This is a genomic window from Lactobacillus sp. ESL0684, from assembly GCF_029392675.1.
Lineage (GTDB): Bacteria > Bacillota > Bacilli > Lactobacillales > Lactobacillaceae > Lactobacillus.
The window spans coordinates 624,162-643,701 of record NZ_CP113941.1; the positions used below are offsets into that span (position 1 = coordinate 624,162).

Genomic DNA, 19,540 nt, shown 5'->3' on the forward strand with positions numbered 1-19,540 from the left:
GCTCGCAGCAGTTTTTAAGCAAGATTATTGCTTATTAAGGAGAAATATCATGAAGAAAAAAATATGGCTTATACCAATTATTTTCACGGTTTTCTTATTATCTGGCTGTAGTAAAAAAGTTGCTGATCAGACAACCATAAAAAATGTTCGCAATTCAAATACGTTAACTTGGGGAGTTGAGGGCGATAAAAAGCTATTCAGCCTAATTGACGTGCATGATGATCAGGTAAAAGGTTTTGAGATCGACTTAGCTAAAGCAATTACTAAGGAAATTTTAGGACCTAAAGGACAGAGTCGATTTGTTTTGGCTACTTCGCAATCGCGAGTACCACTACTAAAAAATGGCAATGTTGATGCGGTGATTGCTACAATGACGATTACTCCTGAGCGGCAAAAAGTAATTAATTTTTCTAATGTTTACTTTAATGCGGGAAAAACGTTGCTAGTTCCTAAAGATTCTGATATTAAAAGTGTTAAAGATCTAAATGGTAAAACTGTGATTGGTATTCTAGGTGATAATTCTGTTCAGGCAGTTAAGAAGTATGCTCCTAAGGCGAAAGTCATTGCTATGCAGGACTATGGTCAAGCAGTATCGGCCTTAAAATCGCATCAGGGGGATGCCTTAACTAGCGACAATGGCGTTTTGTTTGGATTAGCAGCTGAAAATCCTGTGCTAAAAGTATGTGGTGGCACTTTTACTAAGGAACCCTATGGTATTGCTGTTAATAAACACCAGGCCGGACTTGAGAAGGCTATCAATCAGGCGATTGCTCATCTTCAGCACAGTGGCAAGTATAATCAGCTAGTCAAGAAATGGTTTAGTCAAGTCCCTGGATTTAATTATCGGCAGTTATATAAGTAAATTTAAGAAATAAAATATGAGAATATGGAGTGCTTCTAGATGCTAAATTTAGGAGCACTTTATTTTTTATTCCATTAAAATATACACAATAGTAAGAGAGGAGGACAGATATGAAAAAAATCAATTTATCCGGTTATTATTTTGTTATAAGCTCTTCTAATATAGATAAAATGGTCACTGAGGGGAAATATCTTGAGCAGAAGACGCGATTGTACTATGATTGAGGGTAAAGAAATCCTGAACCACAAGACCTAAGTTTACATGTTAACAATTTGATTGGTTTAATTTAAAATAAAAAATAATTCTGTAAAATCAATTACAGAATTATTTTTGCTTTGGTTAAAGATATTTGTGATAATGATAACTTTTAAATAGTAGTACGGCTGGTTTTAATTGAATAATTATTAATTTGCCCGATAAGAACTTATTTCTTGTGCATACTTAGTAAGCAGTTCATGACAATAAACTTTCTCATCTGTCGCTGATCGTACATGACGCCACAATAATGCCGCAACTTTCAATGGCTCATGAAAGTTACTTGTATCCTTATCTTGAAAAAAGTCGCGCACAAAATTATTCCACTGATAAGTTAGCTCTTCTGCTACCTGATCAATCTGATTTTTGCTAAGTATTTGCGCTTGTTGCAATAAATCTTCTACCGTCATTTCGGTATCATTTTCCTTTTCGGCTTTTCGCTTAACAATCGCCATTTCTTTTTTAAAAGAAAATTTGGAAAGACCAAAATAAGCTGCAAAAAATTTTCGGGCTTCATTATTAAATTTAAAACCTGAACCAACCACTTTTGTATTCAGTGAAATTTCTTCAGCCTTAAGTGTTTTGACTGCTTTATTTTTACGTTTAGGCTTAATGTCTCTAGCCGGTATGCCAGAAAAATAAGCTATCAGATAAGAATTTAATTCTGCTTTAGTTCCAACGGCTGGTAAACAAAATTTGCGGCAGAGTTTTACCAAGTCAGTTTTATAATAATAAGTAGTCTTAAATTGGGTTAAATTTTGCGGGATTTCCATCTTGCTCTCCCTTTCTCATTTTTTTAATTATAGCTAAATTAAAATCGTTTTAACAGTTGATTGTTTAAAATACTTTTTGAATTCATCATTATTAAATCTGATTGATAATAAATCATTTAAAGAGTAATGTTTTTGATTTATAATAATTAGTTGGCTAGTATATTACAGTGATGAAGTAATGCCAATCATGTTTACCATCTGTAATATGCTGCAGAGGTTGTTTTCACCTTGTATACAATTGGAGTAGCGTTTATGCTTTAGTATAAACCGCCCGAAAAGCAGCGTCTTGGAGAAAAAAGTCAATTTGGTAATTGCAAATATTGACAAGCTAAAATGGAGTAGTTATTGACAGATGATGGGTTTAGAGTGTATACTGTTAACTTAGTTGAGAACAAGAAGAAGCTCCCGCTTCTCGCCTAAGTTAAATTGACCTCTAGGCTAATCGATATTTTCTGTTGATTAAGAGCGGGTTCAAGTACCCGCTCTTTTCTTGTCCTCAAATTATCACGGAGGTGAAGAATTATACCAAGGAGTTTAATTTTAAACGACCAGATTCGTTCTCGCGAAGTTCGTTTAATTAATGCAGATGGTCAACAAGTTGGTGTTGTAACTAAGACTGAAGCCTTGCGGCAAGCAAGTAGTGCAAACCTAGATTTAGTGCTAATTTCGCCTAATGCTAAGCCACCAGTTGCCAGAATCATGGACTACGGCAAGTATCGCTTTGAGCAACAAAAGAAGCTCAAAGAGTCACGCAAAAAGTCTAAGACAGTTAGCGTCAAAGAAATCCGTTTAAGTCCAACCATTGAAGGTAACGATTTTAACACCAAGTTAAAACATGCGCAGAAGTTTCTGACTAAAGAAGGAGCCAAAGTTCGTGTTTCGATTCGGTTCAGAGGTCGTGCAATCACTCATAAAGAATTAGGACGTGAAGTACTAGAAAAGATGGCTGAAGCCACTTCGGATATTGCTACTGTGATTAGTAGACCGAAGATGGAAGGACGTTCCATGTTTTTAATACTTGCTCCTAAGAGTGATAAAAATAAAAATTAATTAATTTGGAGGAATAGAAAATGCCTAAAATGAAAACCCACCGCGCTTCTGCTAAGCGTTTTAAAAAGACTGCTACTGGTGAATTAAAACGTCATCACGCATTTACTGGTCACCGTTTCCACGGCAAGACTAAGAAACAACGTCGTCATTTGAGAAAGGCTGCATTAGTTTCACGCAGCGACTTGAAACGCATCAAACAGATGGTTTCTCAAATGCGCTAATTATCAAATAAACAAGACTAACGATATTTAGGAGGAATTTTAGATGCCAAGAGTTAAAGGTGGAACAGTCACACGTAAACGTCGTAAGAAGGTTATGAAGCTTGCCAAGGGTTACCGTGGCGCAAAGCACATGCAATTTAAGGCTGCAAGTACTCAGTTATTTGCTTCATACAGATATGCTTTCCGTGACCGTAGAAAGCGCAAGAGCGAATTCAGAAAGTTATGGATTGCCAGAATCAATGCTGCAGCCAGACAAAATGATATTTCATATTCTAAGTTAATGCACGGCTTGAAATTAGCTGGTGTTGACATTAACCGTAAGATGTTAGCTGATATTGCTTATAGCGATTCAGAAACCTTCGCTCAATTAGCTGAAACTGCTAAGAAAGCTTTAAATTAATTTAAAATGGCGCTTATGGCGCCATTTTTTTATGTCAAAATTTAGCACTTTAGCTTTATTTTTTGATATATTAGACATAAGTAAATGAAGGGAATGTTAAATGATATTTAGGCCGCGCTATACAATTGATACAATTTATCATTTAGATACTGCCACATTAAAAAAATTAGGGATTAAAGCTGTATTTTCAGATTTGGATAATACCTTGCTAGCTTGGAATAAGTTTGAAACAGCTAAAGAAATGTCTCATTTAAATAGTCGTCTTGCTAAAGCAGGAATTACATTAGTGGTGATTTCCAATAACAATGCTCAACGAGTTGCTAAAGTGCTGGACCCATATCAGATCGATTTTGTAGCAAAATCAAAAAAGCCACTGCCGTTTGCGATTACTAAAAAACGGCAATCAATGGGTTTAAGTCAAAAGCAAGTAATGATGATTGGCGACCAATTAATTACTGATATTCAAGCAGGCAACTTAGCAGGTGTGGAATCAGTTTTGGTGAAACCTTTGGTTCAGACTGACAAGTGGAATACGCGAATTAATCGCTTTTTGGAAAAAATTATTTTTTTCTTTTTAGGCTTAACACACCAAGTAACTTTTAAGGAGACTTTAAAAAATGGATGATGAAATTATTTGTATCGGCTGTGGAGCGAGTCTGCAATCGCAGCAACCTGATGAAGCGGGGTATTTACCTGCTTCGCGATTGGCAAAGGTAGTAGAAGATGAGGATAATGATGTTTATTGCCAACGTTGTTTTCGCTTGCGACATTATAATGAAATCATGCCGGTTAAAATTGATAACGATGATTTTTTAGCTTTGCTTAATTCGTTAGCAAGTAAAAAGGCGTTAATTGTCAATGTCGTAGATTTATTTGACTTCACCAATTCACTTTTGTCATCGTTAAAACGATTTGTTGGTGATAATGATTTCATTTTAGTGGGTAACAAGTTTGACTTGTTTCCACAAAATTCTAGACAAAGTCGCATTAAAGATTGGATGCGTCAAGAAGCAAATCGGGTTGGTTTGTTTCCGAAGAAAATCTTTTTGGTTAGTGCGTCCAAAAAGAAAAATTTGGATCAATTAATTGCTTATTTAGATCAAAAATCTCATGCAGAAGATATTTACTTTGTGGGAACAACTAACGTTGGTAAATCAACCTTGCTTAATGCTATTATTGATCAAATGGGTGATATCAAGGATTTAATTACTACTTCACGTTTTCCCGGGACAACTCTTGATCGAATTGAAATTCCACTGGAAAATGGCCATTTGCTAGTAGATACTCCAGGAATTATGACTGAAAATCAATTAGCCACACACCTAAATGGTAAGGATTTAGCAGTTGTGTCTCCCCAAAAGTCGCTGAAGCCAGCAACTTACCAACTTAAGCCTGGCAATACCCTATTTTTAGGGGGATTAGGACGGTTAGATTACTTAAAGGGTGAGCCGATTAGTATGACAGTTTATGCAGCACGTAATCTTTATGTTCATCGTACCAAAACGGCTAATGCAGATGAGTTTTATCAAAAGCATGTGGGTGAGCTGTTAAGCCCTCCATCTGCTAAAGAAGAGTTGCCGGATTTGGTAGGTCAAGAAATCCATACGACTTATAAGAGTGACTTACTGTTTGGTGGGATTGGCTTTGTCACAGTACCTACTGATTGCCTAGTTAAAATTTATACACCTGGTAAAATTGGTTTAGGACTTAGACATGCTTTAATATAAAGGCGGAAGAATGACTTATACAAAAAGTATTGCACATGAACCAACAGTTTTGGTTGAAGAAGAAAAGATTGATCAAGCAAAAGGACGTCAAATTGGAATTTTTGGTGGGACCTTTAATCCGGTTCACCTTGGGCATTTGCTAGTAGCTCAGCAAGTGCTAACTAAATTGCATTTAGATGAAGTCTGGCTGATACCTACTAATTTGCCCCCTTTAAAGGCAGTTCCGAGCGTGACAGCTCAAGATCGTGCGCACATGCTTAAATTAGCAACTAAAGATAATCCTAAGTTTCAGGTTAAGTTGTTTGAGTTATTTCGCGGTGGCGTTTCTTACACTATTGATACTTTGAATTACTTGAGTGAGCAATCTCCCGAAAATCACTACTATTTAATTATGGGCAGTGATCAAGTTAGTCAATTCGATCATTGGAAACAACCTGCTAAGTTGGCCCAAAAAGCTACTTTGGTCGGTGTTAAGCGACCAGGATATGATTATCCGCAAAAAGCGGAATTGCCGATGATTTGGGTTGATGTCCCATTAGTTGATATTAGTTCAACGATGATTAGACAGACTCTTGCTATGGGTGGCTCAATCAGATATTTGGTACCTGAGTCTGTTCGTGAATATATCGAAGAAAAGGGGCTGTATAATGAGTGAGCTATTCTTTAAGCAAACATATTCACCCTTAACGAGTGAGCAATTGGTGTCGCAAGTAAAACGGAATATGGATGAGGAGCGCTTTAATCATTGTGTGCGTGTCAGTCAAACGGCAAGGGAATTGGCTAAATTAAATCATTATGATGAAAATAAAGCTGCCGTTGCTGGGTTAGTTCACGATTATGCTAAGCAAGTTCCCGTGTTGCAATATCAAACAGTGATTAAAACACAAAATTTTGATCCAGATTTATTAAATTGGAATCGTGCTATCTGGCATGGAATTGTAGGAACTTATTTTATTGAGCGCGACTTAAAGATTACGGATCCTGAGATTTTGACTGCAGTGAAGCGCCACACCACAGGTGACGTGCAAATGACGACTTTAGATAAGATCGTTTTTATGGCAGATTATATTGAACCAGGTAGGCATTTTGCTGGCGTGGAACAGGCTCGAGAAGTAACATATCAAAATCTAGATAACGGAGTTGGCTATCAATTAGCCCATACTCTTACTTTTTTAATTGAAAATAGAAATAAAATTTATCCCCGCACTTTTAAGGCATATAATGTGTGGAGCGTCAAAAAAGATTAAGGAGAAAATCTTGGAAAGCAAAGAAGTTTTAGCTTTTGCATTAAAAGCAATTTCGGATCGTCATGGTGAAGATACTCAGGCTTACGATATGCAAGGATACAGTATTTTAGCAGATTATTACGTGGTGACTAGTGCAAGTTCTAATCGCCAGCTACATGCGATTGCCAATGCCATTATTGACGAAGCTCATCAGGCAAATTATTCAGATTATCGAATTGAAGGTTCAAGTGAGTCTAATTGGCTACTAATTGACTTAGGAGATGTAGTCGTCAATGTTTTTACTAATGAAGCACGAGAATTTTACAATGTAGAAAAATTGTGGGGCGATGGTAAAAGACTAGCCCTAAAGGAAGACTAAATTGTTATGGCTGTAGTAGGAATCATTGCAGAATATAATCCATTTCACAGTGGGCATGAATTCTTGATGAATCAAGCTCGACTGGTAGCTGGTAACGACAATCCAATCATTGTATTAATGTCAGGCAATTATGTCCAACGCGGTGAAATGGCGATTATGGATAAGTGGGCAAGAGCGCAAGCTGCATTGGCAGCAGGTGCTGATTTAGTATTAGAGTTGCCATTTTCTACTTCTGTTCAGCCAGCTGATCTGTTTGCTTTAGGTAGTATTGCCCAGTTAGAAAAGCTAGGTGTCAATGACCTAGTTTTTGGTGTTGAAGATGCTACGCTTAACTTTGCGTATTTAGGTAGTAAAATAGCTGAAATTCCACCTAGTCATATGGAATTTAGTGATTATAGTCAAACATATTCCACTCAGTATAATCAGATGGTTGCTCGTGAAATTGGTCATGAAGTCAATGAGCCTAATGCCATTTTAGGATTAGCATATGCTGTAGCCAATCATAATTTAGGAGCGCCGCTCGATTTGCAGCCAGTTAATCGAATTGGTGCTGGGCATGACGATATCTTGGCAACCAATGGTGTAGTGCAAAGCGCCAGTGCGATTAGGAATTTGATTTTACATCAGGGAGTCAGTGAAGAATTAGCTAATTGGCTGCCTAAAGCTGAAATTAAGAACTTAATGCAGCAAACTACTTTTCCTAATTGGAATATCTTATTTCCATTTTTAAAGTATCGTCTTGAGTCTTCTTCGATTGAAGAATTGCAGCAAATTTATCAAATGAGTGAAGGCTTAGAATACAAGATGAAACATGAAATTCATCGAGCACAGAATTTTACTGAGTTCTTGCGTTTGATCAAGTCTAAGCGTTATACTTATTCACGTTTGCGTAGATTATGTCTTTACACCTTGCTAAATGTAAGCCAAACAGATATGATTGCTAGTTTCAATCATGAAGCCTTGTTATTACTAGGCTACAGCAAGCTTGGTCAACGTTATTTGAAACGAATTAGAAAAGCTACGACAGCTGATATTGTTTCTAAAGTTGATCAAAGAAATACTAAGCAAGGTTCAATGAATTTACAATTGCGTGTTGACCGTTTGTTTGAACAAATTATGCAGGTTGACCAGGACTTCGGTCACCGGCCTTTGGAGGGGTAAAATGTTTGTGATTAATTTTTCTCAGATAAAGAATAGTACAGAACCTTTAACACATATTGAGCATGATCTTGAAGTGCGACCAGAATTTTTGGAACGGAGTAAAAAGCTGCTCTATCAAGCTAAAAAGGTTCATGTGAGTGGAGATTTATTTTATAATGAACCATATGTAAGCGGTGATTTTCACGTTCAAGCTGACCTAATTGTGCCATCTAGTCGTAGTTTAGACGCAGTAGCATATCATGAAGATTTTCACTTTAATGAGGATTATACAGAAGCTGAAGTTGCTCAAGATAAATCAGAAGAAACGGCAGCTGTAGTTAAAGTAGTAGATGATTTGATTGATTTGCAGACGGCAATTGAAGATAATTTGTTGTTGCATATTCCAATTACTATTTTAACTCCTGAAGAAGAGGAGCAAGACATTTATCCTGCTGGGAATGGGTGGTCGGTTATTTCAGAAACGGAATACAATGAACAAAAACAGCAACCAGCTAATTCAGCATTTGCTAACTTGAAAGAGTTGCTTGAGCAAAAGCAAGGCTTAGATCAAGATAAACCGAGCAAATAAAAATGAAACTGATAAACGAGCAGCTTTTTTAATCTTGTTTTAAAGGCATTTTTAAAGTATGCTTAAGCTATAATTTCCTTAAAAATTGTCTGGTATCGACGTAAATTTTAAATATGAAAAGGATGAGTAAAATGGCAAAAATTTTAATTATTGAAGACGAAAAAAACTTGGCTCGTTTTGTCGAGCTGGAATTAAAACATGAAAAATATGAGACTGTTGTGGAAACTAATGGCCGTAAGGGATTAGAATCAGCTTTAAATGAGGATTTTGATGCTATCTTATTAGACTTAATGCTGCCAGATTTAAATGGTTTAGAGATTGCCCGTCGAGTACGCCAAGTTAAGACCACGCCAATTATTATGATGACTGCCCGTGATTCTGTAATTGATCGGGTTTCAGGACTAGATCATGGTGCTGATGACTATATTGTTAAGCCGTTTGCGATTGAAGAATTATTAGCAAGACTGCGTGCAGTGTTACGTCGAGTTAAGATTGAGAAAAAGGCTTCAGACAATACTGTAGAAAAGAAAGTCATCAAGTTTAAGGATATGACGATTGAAACTGCTAACCGCATTGTACGTCGCAGTGACGGTAAGACAGTCGATCTAACTAAACGTGAGTACAACTTATTAATTACATTGATCAAAAATAAGAATAATGTGGTTAGTCGTGACCAATTACTTGCTAAGATTTGGGGCCCAGGTTCTAATATTGAAACTAATGTGGTTGAAGTTTATGTGCGTTATTTACGTAATAAAATTGATGTCCCAGGTCAACCATCCTATATCAAGACCGTGCGCGGTACTGGATATATGGTAAGAGATGAAGACGATGAGAAGAACTAAAGATAAGAATCAAAATAAAAAAGAGACCAAACATTCATCGCTAGTAATACGTTGGGTTAGTATCGTGGCTTTGACGATCATGGTCTCTTTTGTTGTATTTTCCGTAGTAATTTATTCTTTTGTAGGCAGACAATCAATTGCCCAGCAAAAAGTGACTTCTAATGGTATGGTGGTTAAGCTAAATGATAGTTTAAGTCCAATTTCGAAAGAATTACAAATTGCCAATGTTGTACCAGCACTAACTCCATCAGCTAGAAAGATTATGCAAGGTGATCCTGCGATCAATCGTGATGACCATAAGAGCAATGCCTTTAACGATGATTTATTGGCTTCTTTAACTAATCCTGACTTAAATGTGGTTGTTTATAATCTAGAAAAAGAAGACGTATTTGACAATGGCAATGGTAATAGCCTACCACCATTTAAAAAGTTTAAGAATGATTACCATATGGAACAGGTTCATCGCGGACATCGCCAAGAATTATTAACTTATCAAAAGGTACGATCTATTCGCACGGGTAAAGTAACTGGCTATATTGTGGTTGCGAACAAAATGTCTTATTATAATGGCCTAATGAAAAATTTGCTCAAGTGGATGGTGCGGATTTCACTGATTGCAATTATTTTCTTTACCTTTGTAGCCTTTTTAGTTGTGTATGATATTGTAAAACCAATTAAAGAAATCTCTAAAGTGGCAAGAGAAGTTAATGATGATCCTAATAGTACTGCGCGTATTAAAGATTTTCATCGTCATGATGAATTAGAGGAATTGGCAGTTTCGTTTAATCAAATGCTTGATCGGATGCAACGCTATATTGAACAGCAAAAAGAATTTGTTGGCGATGTTTCGCATGAGCTGCGTACTCCGGTTGCCGTAATCGAAGGCCATTTAAATATGTTGGAGCGTTGGGGTAAGGAAGATCCTGAAATTCTATCTGAATCGATCAATGCCTCACTGCAAGAAGCTAAACGCATGCAGCACTTGATCCAGGAAATGTTAGACTTAACTCGGGCAGAACAGATTAATGTGCACTATCCAAATGAGATTACGACGGTATCTGAAGTTTTGCAACGGGTAGTTGGAGATATGGCAATGGTTCATCAAGACTTCAAAATTAGCCTTGATATGGACGACTTGCCTCAAGATACAGAAATTCAAATTTATCAGGGGCATTTAGAACAAATTTTAGTCATTTTGATCGATAATGGCATTAAATATTCAACGGATCGAAAGCAAATGAATGTTTCGGCTGGCCTTTCGCAAGATGACGTTCAAATTGTTGTGCAGGATTTTGGTGAGGGAATTTCCAAGACTGAACAAAGTAAAATCTTTAATCGCTTTTATCGTGTGGATAAGGCACGTACTCGAGAAAAAGGTGGTAATGGCTTAGGGTTATCAATTGCCCAAAAGCTAGTTACCAGTTATCATGGCCAAATCAGTGTTGATTCTGTTGAAGGACAAGGTAGTCAATTTAAAATGATTTTTCCAGCTTTGAGTAAGCAGCAAGCAGTTGTTTTGCGTAAGCGAGCACAGGCTGAAAAATCCAAGCAAGCATAATTGAAAAATGTTTATCCAAAAAACTCCGTTATTCCTGCAATAAAATTCAAGAATAACGGAGCTTTTTTGTGTGTCTAACTAATATTAGATTATTCGGTTGGGTGTCTGTCACCTAGCTGATAATTATCAGCATCTGCAAACATTTCTTTGACACTAATTGGTAGTCTACCACATACGCTACTGAAATCACTAGTTGCCATATCCAGGTAGCCTTCACGAACTGTGGTACCAAAAGTTACCATACCTTCAGAAGTTGCTTTGATTGGACTCTTAGAAAAATCACCATCTGTATTTCGAGGAACACCAATACTGTCAAAATATTCGTAAAGCTCTTCATCAGTCTTTTTGACGTAATGAATATCGTTACCAGTTACCTGATTGCCGACTGCTAAAAATTCGCCATAGGTTAGAGGCTCACAACCATTAATATTTAGAACTGCCCGATGTAATAAGTTGCTGGCAAGTGCACAGGTAGCTGCTAGGGCAGCATCTTTTCTAGAAATAAACCAAACGCGCCCTTCGCCCATATTCTTTTCAATTGCCTGTTCGCCAGAAGCGACTGCCCGAGTGTAATCGGTAATAAACGATTCAGCAAATAAGGAATTACGCAAAATCACATAATCTAAGCCACTATTTTGAATTAGGGCTTCTGTATAACCGTGATCAACATTTTCAATACTTGGATTAAGCGGATTGCCGGCAGATAATACTGAAGTATATAGTACCTGACTAACCCCAGCAGCTACACAAGCTTCAACCGCATTTTTTTGAGCTTTGCGGCGTTTTTCACCAACAAATGGCATGGAAATTAAGAGTACTTTTTCTGCACCCTTAAAAGCAGCCTCTAGATTGGCTTGAGAATTAAAATCGGCATCTCGACATTCAATTCCAGCATCAGCGTATTGTTTTAATTTTTCAATTCGTGGTGCGGTAAAAATTAACTGTTCTTTTGGAACTAATTTTTGAATTTCAGTGGCAACAACACTACCAAAATTACCATCAACACCAGTTACAACTAGTTTTTTCATTATATTTTGTTTCTCCTTTTTATTAATCGCTTACATTTTAAATTAATAAGTTAACAAAGTCTAATACAAAAATACAATGCTGCATAAGTAAACTTGCTACTATGTTATAGCTTAATTGCAGAGATTGCCCTAATAAGCGCTGTTTGATTAAAATCCTTTCGGTAAGCAAAGACGATTTTAAATTTGTGATTAGTATCTTTAATTGGCAATAAGTGTAAATCATGGTGATTTTCAGGCAGGGGATAATTATTAGGGAAGAAACCAATTAAATTTTGAGTGCGCAACAAGAAAAACTCTGTTTCAATATCGTTAACAGTTTGAGCGATATTAGGTAAATAGCCGTCTTGTTTAGCATGAGTGAGCATTAATTGATAAGATTTGCCAATTGCATTTGGTGATAACATCACAAGTGGATAATCATAAAGCTGTTTGTTAGTAATGAACGACTGATTGAATAATGGATGGTTTTTGCCAACTAGACCACAATAAGTTCCTTCATAAAGGGTTACCGTTTGCAACAACTTTTCATTTGAAAATTCTGAATCAAAACTAATTGCCAAGTCAAATTGACCGTTACGCAAATTGGCTGCAATCTCTTTTTGTGGTTGCTTTTCAAGTTCAAATAATAAGTTTGTCTGATTTTGTAATTTTTTAGTTAAACTTACTAAAAAGTCTAAATCAATTAGTGAAGTGTATTCGATTCTGATTCTATTTTGGCCGGTTTGAAAGTCAGACATGGTTTGCTCTAGTTTGGCATATTGCTGGACAACTTTTTGAGCTTCCTGATAAAGCAAGCGACCAGCCTTAGTTGGCCTAACAGGATTGACATTGCGATCGATTAGTTTTGTATTAAAATGGTCTTCAAGTGAGTGTACTTGCTGACTAATACTTGTTTGAGCAATATGATTCATTTGACCTGTCTTGGTAAAGCTGCCTGAATTAACCAAATCGATAAAATATTGTAGTTTTTCTAGTTTCATTGATTTATCTTCTTTATATTATTTGTTTGATTAAAAAACCACTAGTTTAACTTAACTAGCGGTTCAATTATTAATGCTTATGCTGCTTTCCTTGATTGCGATTACGCAAATCTTCGTGCATTTTTTGAGTTTTTGGATTAGCCGCTGTTTGCTTGGTATTTTGGCTTAGCAGTTCATCTATTCCGGCTTGAGTTACAATCTCTTTAATTGGCTTATTTTTAAGTTCTTCGTCAACATTTCTTTTAACTTTAGGAGTAATTATAAAAGTTACAATTATTTGTTGAATGACGGAGAAGAGGTTACCAGCAGCCCAATAAAGTGCTACAGATCCGGATACTGACATTGAGATGAACATTGTCATAATTGGGTTCATTAGTAACATTGATTGCATTTGTTTCTTCTGCTGCTTAGGTACGCCAACAGTGGATAAATAACTTTGAATAAAAGCAAACAGTGTTGCGGCAATGGTTACAGGAATAGACCTACTACTTAAAGAAATTCCGAAAAAGTTGGAATTAGCCAAGGTCTTAGAATACATTACGGCTTGATAGATACCAATCATGATTGGAAACTGAATAATCAACGGTAGACAACCCATTCCACCGGTCATTGATAAATTATTTTTTGAATATAGTTCTCGCTGCCAATTTGCTAGAGTCATTTGTTGATCTTGATTTAGATCTTTACGTTTCATAGTTTTTTGGATCAATTGCATTTGTGGTTGAACGCGAGTCATCTTTTCTTGCTGCAATGTCGATTTTTTCTGCTGATTCAGCATTAATGGCAAAAGTACCATTCTGACAATGAAAGTCATTAAAATGATTGCCCAGCCTGCTCCATTTGCTCCACCAATTAATTCAGAACAACGTAGCATGATATTTTGCAATGGTTGCCCAATCCAGTTGTAAATCCAGCCATAGAAACCACCTGAGGGTGGAGTATTAACTGCAGAGCTGTTCTGAGCACAACCAGTAAGGATCAACATTACTGCCAATCCAAGTACTATTAATTCGAAATATTTACGAAATTTTTTCATTAAATTCACCATACTATTAATTTTAGTCAACATCTAATATAATACATGAAATCCTTGCATTTTGCCTACATTTACCAGTTTTTCTTTTTTTATCTTGGAAATTTTAGCAAATTGTGAGATATTGTGTGGCAGAGCAGCGCAAAATTCATTGACTAAAGCAAGGCTTGCTTGTATTACGATTGTGACGGTTTGATCAGAATTATTTTTGACAGTTCCGCGTAGTTGCATTTGGTCAGCTAAGGTTTGGACGCTCCAGCGAAAACCAACCCCTTGAACTCTGCCAAAAACAGTTAGTTGCCAAGTTTCTTGGGGTGTGGCAATCTTATTTTTTACTTGTGAATGGTTAAATTGCTTTAAAAAGCGCATAATAAGTCCTTTCTGAATTAGCTTAATTAATTTTAGCATGTTCGAAATAAGATATTAAATTAAAACGTAAATTTGAAAGAAGAAGTTTAATTATGGAACAAATTAGTTCAGTTAATAACCAGTTGGTTAAAGATTTAGCCAAATTGAAGCAAAAAAAGTATCGTGAACAAGCAGGACTTTATTTAATTGAAGGCTTTCATTTGATTGCAGAAGCACTTAAGTCTAAGCGAAAGTATGTTTATCTGCTTGGTACTAGCGAAGCTCTCGATCAGGTAGCAAAAACTACCGATATCGATATATCTAACAAAAATGTTTATTTAATCAATAATGCAATCGTGCGGCATTTGACAAGTACACAAAATTCACAGGGGATTTTTATGGTTTTAAAAATCTCGCAACCTAAAAATTATGCTTTTAGCTATGGCAAATGGGTTTTGCTTGATGGCCTGGCTGACCCAGGTAATGTCGGCACAATTATTCGGACAGCAGACGCAGCGGGGTTTGACGGGGTGGTTTTGGCACCCAATTGTGTTGATCTATATAATCCCAAAACGCAAAGAGCAATGCAAGGTAGCCAATTTCACCTTAGTTTGATTGTGCAGGATTTGCTTGAAACAATTGGAATTTTAGAAAATAATGCGATTCCTGTTTATGCTAGTATGCTTGATCAAACTGCTAAGAAACTGGCAGACTTTAACCCGCAACCGCAATTAGGTTTAGTAATTGGCAATGAGGCTCATGGGGTAAGTGAGCCAGTTGCCAATTACTGTAATGAAAAATTGTATATTCCAATTAAGGGACAAGCAGAATCATTGAACGCTGCAGTTGCTGCTGGAATCATGATTTATCATTTTGCTTAGGAGTTTGCACTTGTTTTTAGTAAGTAAGTTTTTTATACTAGTCTAAAGATTAATGCTTTAATGCAGGAGGAATTGGTCATGGCTGCTGGAGTTAAGAGTAGAGTACCTGGCTGCGGTGCGGCTAGTTACGAATCATGTCAGCATTTTATTAATGCGTTTTCAATTATTGGCAAAAAATGGAATGGATTAATTATTTGTTCTTTGTGTGACAAGGAATTTTTGCGTTTTAAAGACCTAGCTAGTCGAGTAAGTGCTTGTTCTGATCGGGTACTAGTAGAGCGTTTGAAGGAATTAGAGCAAGAGCAGATTGTTAAGCGGCGAGTTGATGAAAAAACCAAAATTATCTCGTATGGCTTGACTGAAAAAGGTGCAGAACTCAAGCCCGTGTTTGATCAAATTCATGATTGGGCAGATAAATGGGTTTAAAAAAGTATTAAGTTTTACTTGCAAGTTTTATTTAAAAGACTTATTCTATTAGTTAATTACGTTGAGCAAGACTAGTAGCAGATTAGCTTTAGCAGAGAGACTTTTTTGATTAAGCTGGAAGAAAAGTTTAAAGTAAACTGTGAATTTCATCTTGTTAGTTGAATTTAATCAATTCCGGTATTCACCGTTATCGAAGACTTAAGTGTGGGGACGTATTTTGTGTTCTCAAACTAGGGTGGTACCGCGAAGCTTCGTCCCTTGATTGGGATGAGGCTTTTTTTGTTTGAAAGGAAAATATATAAATGGACTTATTTGATCGCCTAAAAGAATTGCGCGAATCTGGTCTTGCCGAAATTGACAAGGCAAAAAGCGAAGTAAAATTAAATGAAGTTCGGGTGAACTTGGTTGGCCGCAAAGGTGAATTGACTGAGATTTTGCACTCGATGAAGGATGTTGCACCTGAAAATCGTCGCGAAATTGGGCAACGGGTAAATCAGTTGCGAGATTTGTTTAATGATCGGCTTGATGATGCTAAGAGTGAGCTTGTAAAAGATCTAGTTGAGCAGCGTCTTAAAAAAGAAGCTATTGATGTTACTTTGCCTGGTAAGCAACCACATCTTGGTTCTCAACACCCAATTAACGTTGTGTTAGATGATTTAGAAAAGTATTTTATTGGTATGGGCTACGAAGTTGTCCAAGGACCAGAAATTGAAACAGATCATTATTGTTTTGAAATGATGAACTTGCCTAAGGATCACCCTGCTCGTGATATGCAAGATACTTTCTATGTTGATAGTGAAGATTTATTGCGTTCACAAACTTCTGGTGATCAAGCAAGAACTTTAGAAAAACATGATTTTGCTAAGGGCCCGTTAAAAATGGTTGGTCCAGGTAAGGTTTATCGGCGTGATGATGACGATGCTACGCATTCACATCAGTTCATGCAGATGGAAGGCTTAGTGGTTGATCGCAATATTACTATGGGTGATTTAAAAGGTACATTGGATTTAATGGCTAAGCATGTCTTTGGTCAAGACCGCAAAACGCGGCTGCGTCCGAGTTATTTTCCATTTACTGAACCATCAGTGGAAATGGACGTTTCTTGCTTTAACTGTGATGGCAGTGGTTGTTCAATTTGCAAGGAAACTGGTTGGATTGAAATCCTAGGTGCTGGAATGGTTCATCCTAATGTTTTAGAGAATGCCGGTGTTGATCCGCAAGTTTATGGCGGCTTTGCCTTTGGCGTCGGCTTAGATCGTTTGGCAATTTTGAAGTATGGGATCGACGATATTCGTGATTTCTATACTAATGACGTTCGTTTCTTAGAACAATTTCATAAGGAGGAAAGATAATGTTAGTTTCCTATAATTGGTTGCGAGACTTTATTAATTTAGACCAAGATCCTAAGCAGTTAGGAGAAAAGATTACGCGCACTGGTGTAGAAGTTGCAGAAGTTAAACATCCTAAAACGGGACTGAAAAATCTTGTTGTTGGCCATATTCTTGAATGCGAACCAATTCCTGGAACCCATCTAAATGTCACGCAAGTTGATGTTGGCCAAGAGCAGCCGAGGCAGATAGTTTGTGGGGCACCTAACGTTGCTGCAGGTGAAGATGTTATCGTGGCTTTGCCTGGTGCGCGGATTGCTGATAATGTCAAAATAAAAAAAGGCAAAATGCGTGGCTATGAGTCAAATGGTATGATTTGTGGATTGGACGAAATAGGATTCGCCGATAACTTGGTTCCTGAAAAATACACTAATGGAATTTATGTTTTTCCAAGTGATGCTGATTTAAAGCCGGGTCAAGATGTCTATGAGCCATTAGGGATGGACGATTATATTTTTGATTTTGATATTACGCCTAACCGGGCTGATACCTTGTCAATGGAAGGTTCAGCTTATGAGGTTGGAGCAATTGTTGGTGAACCAGTCAAAGTTGAAGATGTTAGCTTAAAAACGGATGGTCCTGATTGGACTACTGATTTTACAGTTGATGTCGATAAGCAGTTAGCTCCCAAATTTTATTTACGTAAAGTTACAGGTGTAAAAATCGCGGATAGTCCGTTGTGGCTGCAAACACGCTTATGGAATGCTGGTATTCGGCCAATTAATAACGTGGTTGATGTTACTAACTACATTATGCTGTTAACTGGGCAACCAATGCATACTTATGATGCTCGTGCTTTTAAGAGTAATCACTTAGTTGTTAGACAGGCCGAGGCTGGAGAAAAGTTGACACTGTTAAATAATAAAACCGTTGATTTAGACCCCAAAGATATTATTATTACTGATGGAAAAACTCCAGTAATGATGGCTGGTGTAATGGGCGGACTTAATTCTGAGATTGAGGCCGATACTACCGATGTTATTTTAGAAGCTGCTATTTTTGACTCAACTTTAATCAGAAAATCAGCTTTGCGGCATGCTAATCGGACTGAGGCTTCTAGCCGTTATGAAAAAGGTATCAATTGGGATGCAACGCAGCGAGCACTTGATATGGCAGCACTCTTGTTGCGCAACAATGCTTCAGCAACTGTTGCCGAAGGTGTAATTAAGGCAAGTGACCAAGTAAAAGAACCGACTGTTATTAAGACCACTATTTCTTATATTAATAAGGTTCTAGGCGCGCAAATTTCTGCTGATGAAATGCTTCATATTTTTGAACGTTTGAATTTTAAGGCTGAAGTATCTGGAGATGAGTTAACTGTCGATGTACCGGCTAGACGCTGGGATGTGGCAATTGCAGCCGATTTAGTTGAAGAAGTGGGTCGTTTGTATGGCTACGATAATTTGGAATCAACCCAGCCAATTTTAGCTGAAACTCACGGTGGTTATTCTCCGTTTGAAACAGCTATTAGACGAATTAAGCAAGTTGCTCAAGGTCAAGGACTTAATGAGGCTATTTCTTATTCACTAACTTCTCCTGAAAAGGCAGTTTCGTACACTAAAGAAGCTAAAGAATTAGTACAGGTACAGTGGCCGCTAAATTCTGGTCGATCAACAATGCGGCAAAACTTATTAACTGGATTGGTTGATGCAGCCAGTTATAATATGGCACGTAAGCAAACCCAACTTAGTTTATATGAGCAAGGACGAGTTTATGATCGTGACCAGGGTACTTATAATGAAACTGAACATTTGGCTGCCTTATACTCAGGTAATATTTATTTCCAAAACTGGCAACATGATGATGAGCCAATCGACTTTTACTATGTCAAAGGCCAACTGACCAATCTGTTTGTTGCAATTGGCTTAGATCCTAGTCAAATTGAATATCGACCTGAAGAAATTGTTGGGATGCATCCAACGCGAACTGCTGGATTATATCTCGGTGACCACTATATCGGGATGATCGGAATGATTGCCCCAATGGCAACAATGAAGGATAAGGCATTAAATGGTGCGCAACTTTATGGTTATGAACTTGATTTAACGGAAATAATTCCACTGATTATTAATCCAAAAACTGTTTCTAAACCAGCACCTAAATTCCCAGAAGTTGAACGTGATTTATCAATTTTAGTAGAAAAATCAGTTACTGATCAGGCAGTTGAAGAGATTATTAATGCAAATGGCGGCAAGTATTTACATAGTTTACGAGTAATTGACGTTTACCAAGGTTCACATATTGATAGCGATAAGAAGAGTTTGACTTATGGATTGACCTTTATGAATGAGTTAGATACGTTGACTGATAAGGTCGTTAATCAAGCAATAGAGGCAATTACGACTAGTTTAGAAAATAAAATTGATGCAAAGATACGCTAAAGGCTTGACTTTGCAAAGATAAATTAATATCATTGTCCCTTGCAAAAGAA

General features: G+C 37.0%; 22 protein-coding genes and 2 other annotated features. Of the genes, 17 read left to right on the plus strand and 5 right to left on the minus strand.

Annotated features, from left to right (window positions below; translation table 11 throughout):
* Window positions 1–49: 49 nt before the first annotated feature.
* Window positions 50–862, plus strand: a complete 813-nt coding sequence (locus OZX56_RS03100; protein WP_277126702.1) for a transporter substrate-binding domain-containing protein — start codon at window positions 50–52, stop codon at window positions 860–862.
* A 404-nt stretch (window positions 863–1,266) separates the two neighbouring features.
* Here OZX56_RS03100 and OZX56_RS03105 read toward each other — a convergent pair whose 3' ends face one another.
* Entirely contained in the window at window positions 1,267–1,890 is a 624-nt protein-coding gene (locus OZX56_RS03105) for an SAP domain-containing protein (RefSeq protein ID WP_277140142.1), read from the minus strand.
* Window positions 1,891–2,277: 387 nt separating this feature from the next.
* Window positions 2,278–2,387, plus strand: a sequence feature (ribosomal protein L20 leader region).
* Window positions 2,388–2,427: 40 nt separating this feature from the next.
* On the opposite strand from OZX56_RS03105, the gene infC reads away from it, so the two are divergent.
* From infC to OZX56_RS03165, 12 genes are all read left to right on the plus strand, one after another.
* A complete protein-coding gene (gene infC, locus OZX56_RS03110; RefSeq protein WP_277126980.1) occupies window positions 2,428–2,940 on the plus strand; it encodes a translation initiation factor IF-3 in 513 nt (170 codons plus the stop codon).
* 20 nt (window positions 2,941–2,960) lie between these two features.
* Complete coding sequence (gene rpmI, locus OZX56_RS03115) at window positions 2,961–3,161, plus strand: 50S ribosomal protein L35 (RefSeq protein WP_277126699.1); 201 nt, start codon at window positions 2,961–2,963, stop codon at window positions 3,159–3,161.
* A 43-nt stretch (window positions 3,162–3,204) separates the two neighbouring features.
* Window positions 3,205–3,561, plus strand: a complete 357-nt coding sequence (gene rplT / locus OZX56_RS03120) for a 50S ribosomal protein L20 (RefSeq protein ID WP_277126698.1) — start codon at window positions 3,205–3,207, stop codon at window positions 3,559–3,561.
* Window positions 3,562–3,661: 100 nt separating this feature from the next.
* The gene (locus OZX56_RS03125; protein WP_277140143.1) at window positions 3,662–4,186 is read left to right on the plus strand and encodes a YqeG family HAD IIIA-type phosphatase; all 525 of its coding nucleotides are present in this window, start codon (window positions 3,662–3,664) and stop codon (window positions 4,184–4,186) included.
* A complete protein-coding gene (yqeH, locus tag OZX56_RS03130; protein WP_277140144.1) occupies window positions 4,179–5,288 on the plus strand; it encodes a ribosome biogenesis GTPase YqeH in 1,110 nt (369 codons plus the stop codon). The genes OZX56_RS03125 and yqeH overlap by 8 nt, the downstream gene beginning before the upstream one ends.
* Before the next feature lie 10 nt (window positions 5,289–5,298).
* Entirely contained in the window at window positions 5,299–5,943 is a 645-nt protein-coding gene (locus OZX56_RS03135) for a nicotinate-nucleotide adenylyltransferase (RefSeq protein WP_277126695.1), read from the plus strand.
* The gene (yqeK, locus tag OZX56_RS03140; protein WP_277140145.1) at window positions 5,936–6,535 is read left to right on the plus strand and encodes a bis(5'-nucleosyl)-tetraphosphatase (symmetrical) YqeK; all 600 of its coding nucleotides are present in this window, start codon (window positions 5,936–5,938) and stop codon (window positions 6,533–6,535) included. Before OZX56_RS03135 ends, yqeK begins: the two co-directional genes overlap by 8 nt.
* A 10-nt stretch (window positions 6,536–6,545) precedes the next feature.
* Window positions 6,546–6,893: a ribosome silencing factor gene (gene rsfS / locus OZX56_RS03145; protein WP_277140146.1), complete on the plus strand. Its 348-nt coding sequence runs from the start codon at window positions 6,546–6,548 to the stop codon at window positions 6,891–6,893.
* Between the two features lie 6 nt (window positions 6,894–6,899).
* A complete protein-coding gene (locus tag OZX56_RS03150) occupies window positions 6,900–8,054 on the plus strand; it encodes a nucleotidyltransferase (protein WP_277140147.1) in 1,155 nt (384 codons plus the stop codon).
* Between the two features lies 1 nt (window position 8,055).
* Window positions 8,056–8,622 carry a DUF177 domain-containing protein gene (locus OZX56_RS03155; protein ID WP_277140148.1) on the plus strand — a complete coding sequence of 189 codons (567 nt, stop codon included), beginning with the start codon at window positions 8,056–8,058 and terminating at the stop codon, window positions 8,620–8,622.
* Window positions 8,623–8,753: 131 nt separating this feature from the next.
* Window positions 8,754–9,467, plus strand: coding sequence for a response regulator transcription factor (locus OZX56_RS03160; RefSeq protein ID WP_277140149.1), 714 nt, complete (start codon window positions 8,754–8,756; stop codon window positions 9,465–9,467).
* Window positions 9,445–11,025: a HAMP domain-containing histidine kinase gene (locus OZX56_RS03165; protein WP_277140150.1), complete on the plus strand. Its 1,581-nt coding sequence runs from the start codon at window positions 9,445–9,447 to the stop codon at window positions 11,023–11,025. Before OZX56_RS03160 ends, OZX56_RS03165 begins: the two co-directional genes overlap by 23 nt.
* An 89-nt stretch (window positions 11,026–11,114) precedes the next feature.
* Here the strand turns inward: OZX56_RS03165 and OZX56_RS03170 are convergent, their stop codons facing one another.
* The 4 genes from OZX56_RS03170 to OZX56_RS03185 all read right to left on the minus strand — a co-directional run bounded on the left by OZX56_RS03170 (window position 11,115) and on the right by OZX56_RS03185 (window position 14,435).
* Window positions 11,115–12,053: an NAD(P)H-binding protein gene (locus OZX56_RS03170; RefSeq protein WP_277140151.1), complete on the minus strand. Its 939-nt coding sequence runs from the start codon at window positions 12,051–12,053 to the stop codon at window positions 11,115–11,117.
* A gap of 104 nt (window positions 12,054–12,157) precedes the next feature.
* Window positions 12,158–13,033, minus strand: a complete 876-nt coding sequence (locus OZX56_RS03175; RefSeq protein WP_277126687.1) for a LysR family transcriptional regulator — start codon at window positions 13,031–13,033, stop codon at window positions 12,158–12,160.
* Between the two features lie 70 nt (window positions 13,034–13,103).
* Window positions 13,104–14,069 carry a membrane protein insertase YidC gene (yidC, locus tag OZX56_RS03180; RefSeq protein ID WP_277140152.1) on the minus strand — a complete coding sequence of 322 codons (966 nt, stop codon included), beginning with the start codon at window positions 14,067–14,069 and terminating at the stop codon, window positions 13,104–13,106.
* A gap of 33 nt (window positions 14,070–14,102) precedes the next feature.
* Window positions 14,103–14,435, minus strand: coding sequence for an acylphosphatase (locus OZX56_RS03185; protein WP_277140153.1), 333 nt, complete (start codon window positions 14,433–14,435; stop codon window positions 14,103–14,105).
* Between the two features lie 92 nt (window positions 14,436–14,527).
* Between OZX56_RS03185 and OZX56_RS03190 the strand changes: the two genes are divergently transcribed.
* The 4 genes from OZX56_RS03190 to pheT all read left to right on the plus strand — a co-directional run bounded on the left by OZX56_RS03190 (window position 14,528) and on the right by pheT (window position 19,490).
* Window positions 14,528–15,295: an RNA methyltransferase gene (locus tag OZX56_RS03190; protein WP_277140154.1), complete on the plus strand. Its 768-nt coding sequence runs from the start codon at window positions 14,528–14,530 to the stop codon at window positions 15,293–15,295.
* 78 nt (window positions 15,296–15,373) lie between these two features.
* Window positions 15,374–15,721, plus strand: a complete 348-nt coding sequence (locus OZX56_RS03195) for a helix-turn-helix domain-containing protein (protein WP_277126683.1) — start codon at window positions 15,374–15,376, stop codon at window positions 15,719–15,721.
* 52 nt (window positions 15,722–15,773) lie between these two features.
* Window positions 15,774–15,983 (plus strand) — a binding site (T-box leader).
* Between the two features lie 40 nt (window positions 15,984–16,023).
* Window positions 16,024–17,073 (plus strand): phenylalanine--tRNA ligase subunit alpha, encoded by a 1,050-nt coding sequence (gene pheS, locus OZX56_RS03200; RefSeq protein ID WP_277126682.1) that lies wholly within the window; start codon window positions 16,024–16,026, stop codon window positions 17,071–17,073.
* On the plus strand, window positions 17,073–19,490 hold the full coding sequence (gene pheT, locus OZX56_RS03205) for a phenylalanine--tRNA ligase subunit beta (protein ID WP_277140155.1): 2,418 nt from the start codon (window positions 17,073–17,075) through the stop codon (window positions 19,488–19,490). The genes pheS and pheT overlap by 1 nt, the downstream gene beginning before the upstream one ends.
* Window positions 19,491–19,540: the final 50 nt, after the last annotated feature.

Excerpts from the sequence above, each read along its gene's own strand:
- OZX56_RS03100 (WP_277126702.1), top strand. The coding sequence starts at position 50 with ATGAAGAAAAAAATATGGCTTATACCAATTATTTTCACGGTTTTCTTA.
- OZX56_RS03105 (WP_277140142.1), bottom strand. The coding sequence starts at position 1,890 with ATGGAAATCCCGCAAAATTTAACCCAATTTAAGACTACTTATTATTAT.
- rpmI (WP_277126699.1), top strand. The coding sequence starts at position 2,961 with ATGCCTAAAATGAAAACCCACCGCGCTTCTGCTAAGCGTTTTAAAAAG.
- rplT (WP_277126698.1), top strand. The coding sequence starts at position 3,205 with ATGCCAAGAGTTAAAGGTGGAACAGTCACACGTAAACGTCGTAAGAAG.
- OZX56_RS03125 (WP_277140143.1), top strand. The coding sequence starts at position 3,662 with ATGATATTTAGGCCGCGCTATACAATTGATACAATTTATCATTTAGAT.
- yqeH (WP_277140144.1), top strand. The coding sequence starts at position 4,179 with ATGGATGATGAAATTATTTGTATCGGCTGTGGAGCGAGTCTGCAATCG.
- OZX56_RS03135 (WP_277126695.1), top strand. The coding sequence starts at position 5,299 with ATGACTTATACAAAAAGTATTGCACATGAACCAACAGTTTTGGTTGAA.
- yqeK (WP_277140145.1), top strand. The coding sequence starts at position 5,936 with ATGAGTGAGCTATTCTTTAAGCAAACATATTCACCCTTAACGAGTGAG.
- OZX56_RS03150 (WP_277140147.1), top strand. The coding sequence starts at position 6,900 with ATGGCTGTAGTAGGAATCATTGCAGAATATAATCCATTTCACAGTGGG.
- OZX56_RS03155 (WP_277140148.1), top strand. The coding sequence starts at position 8,056 with ATGTTTGTGATTAATTTTTCTCAGATAAAGAATAGTACAGAACCTTTA.
- OZX56_RS03160 (WP_277140149.1), top strand. The coding sequence starts at position 8,754 with ATGGCAAAAATTTTAATTATTGAAGACGAAAAAAACTTGGCTCGTTTT.
- OZX56_RS03165 (WP_277140150.1), top strand. The coding sequence starts at position 9,445 with ATGAAGACGATGAGAAGAACTAAAGATAAGAATCAAAATAAAAAAGAG.
- OZX56_RS03170 (WP_277140151.1), bottom strand. The coding sequence starts at position 12,053 with ATGAAAAAACTAGTTGTAACTGGTGTTGATGGTAATTTTGGTAGTGTT.
- OZX56_RS03175 (WP_277126687.1), bottom strand. The coding sequence starts at position 13,033 with ATGAAACTAGAAAAACTACAATATTTTATCGATTTGGTTAATTCAGGC.
- yidC (WP_277140152.1), bottom strand. The coding sequence starts at position 14,069 with ATGAAAAAATTTCGTAAATATTTCGAATTAATAGTACTTGGATTGGCA.
- OZX56_RS03185 (WP_277140153.1), bottom strand. The coding sequence starts at position 14,435 with ATGCGCTTTTTAAAGCAATTTAACCATTCACAAGTAAAAAATAAGATT.
- OZX56_RS03190 (WP_277140154.1), top strand. The coding sequence starts at position 14,528 with ATGGAACAAATTAGTTCAGTTAATAACCAGTTGGTTAAAGATTTAGCC.
- OZX56_RS03195 (WP_277126683.1), top strand. The coding sequence starts at position 15,374 with ATGGCTGCTGGAGTTAAGAGTAGAGTACCTGGCTGCGGTGCGGCTAGT.
- pheS (WP_277126682.1), top strand. The coding sequence starts at position 16,024 with ATGGACTTATTTGATCGCCTAAAAGAATTGCGCGAATCTGGTCTTGCC.
- pheT (WP_277140155.1), top strand. The coding sequence starts at position 17,073 with ATGTTAGTTTCCTATAATTGGTTGCGAGACTTTATTAATTTAGACCAA.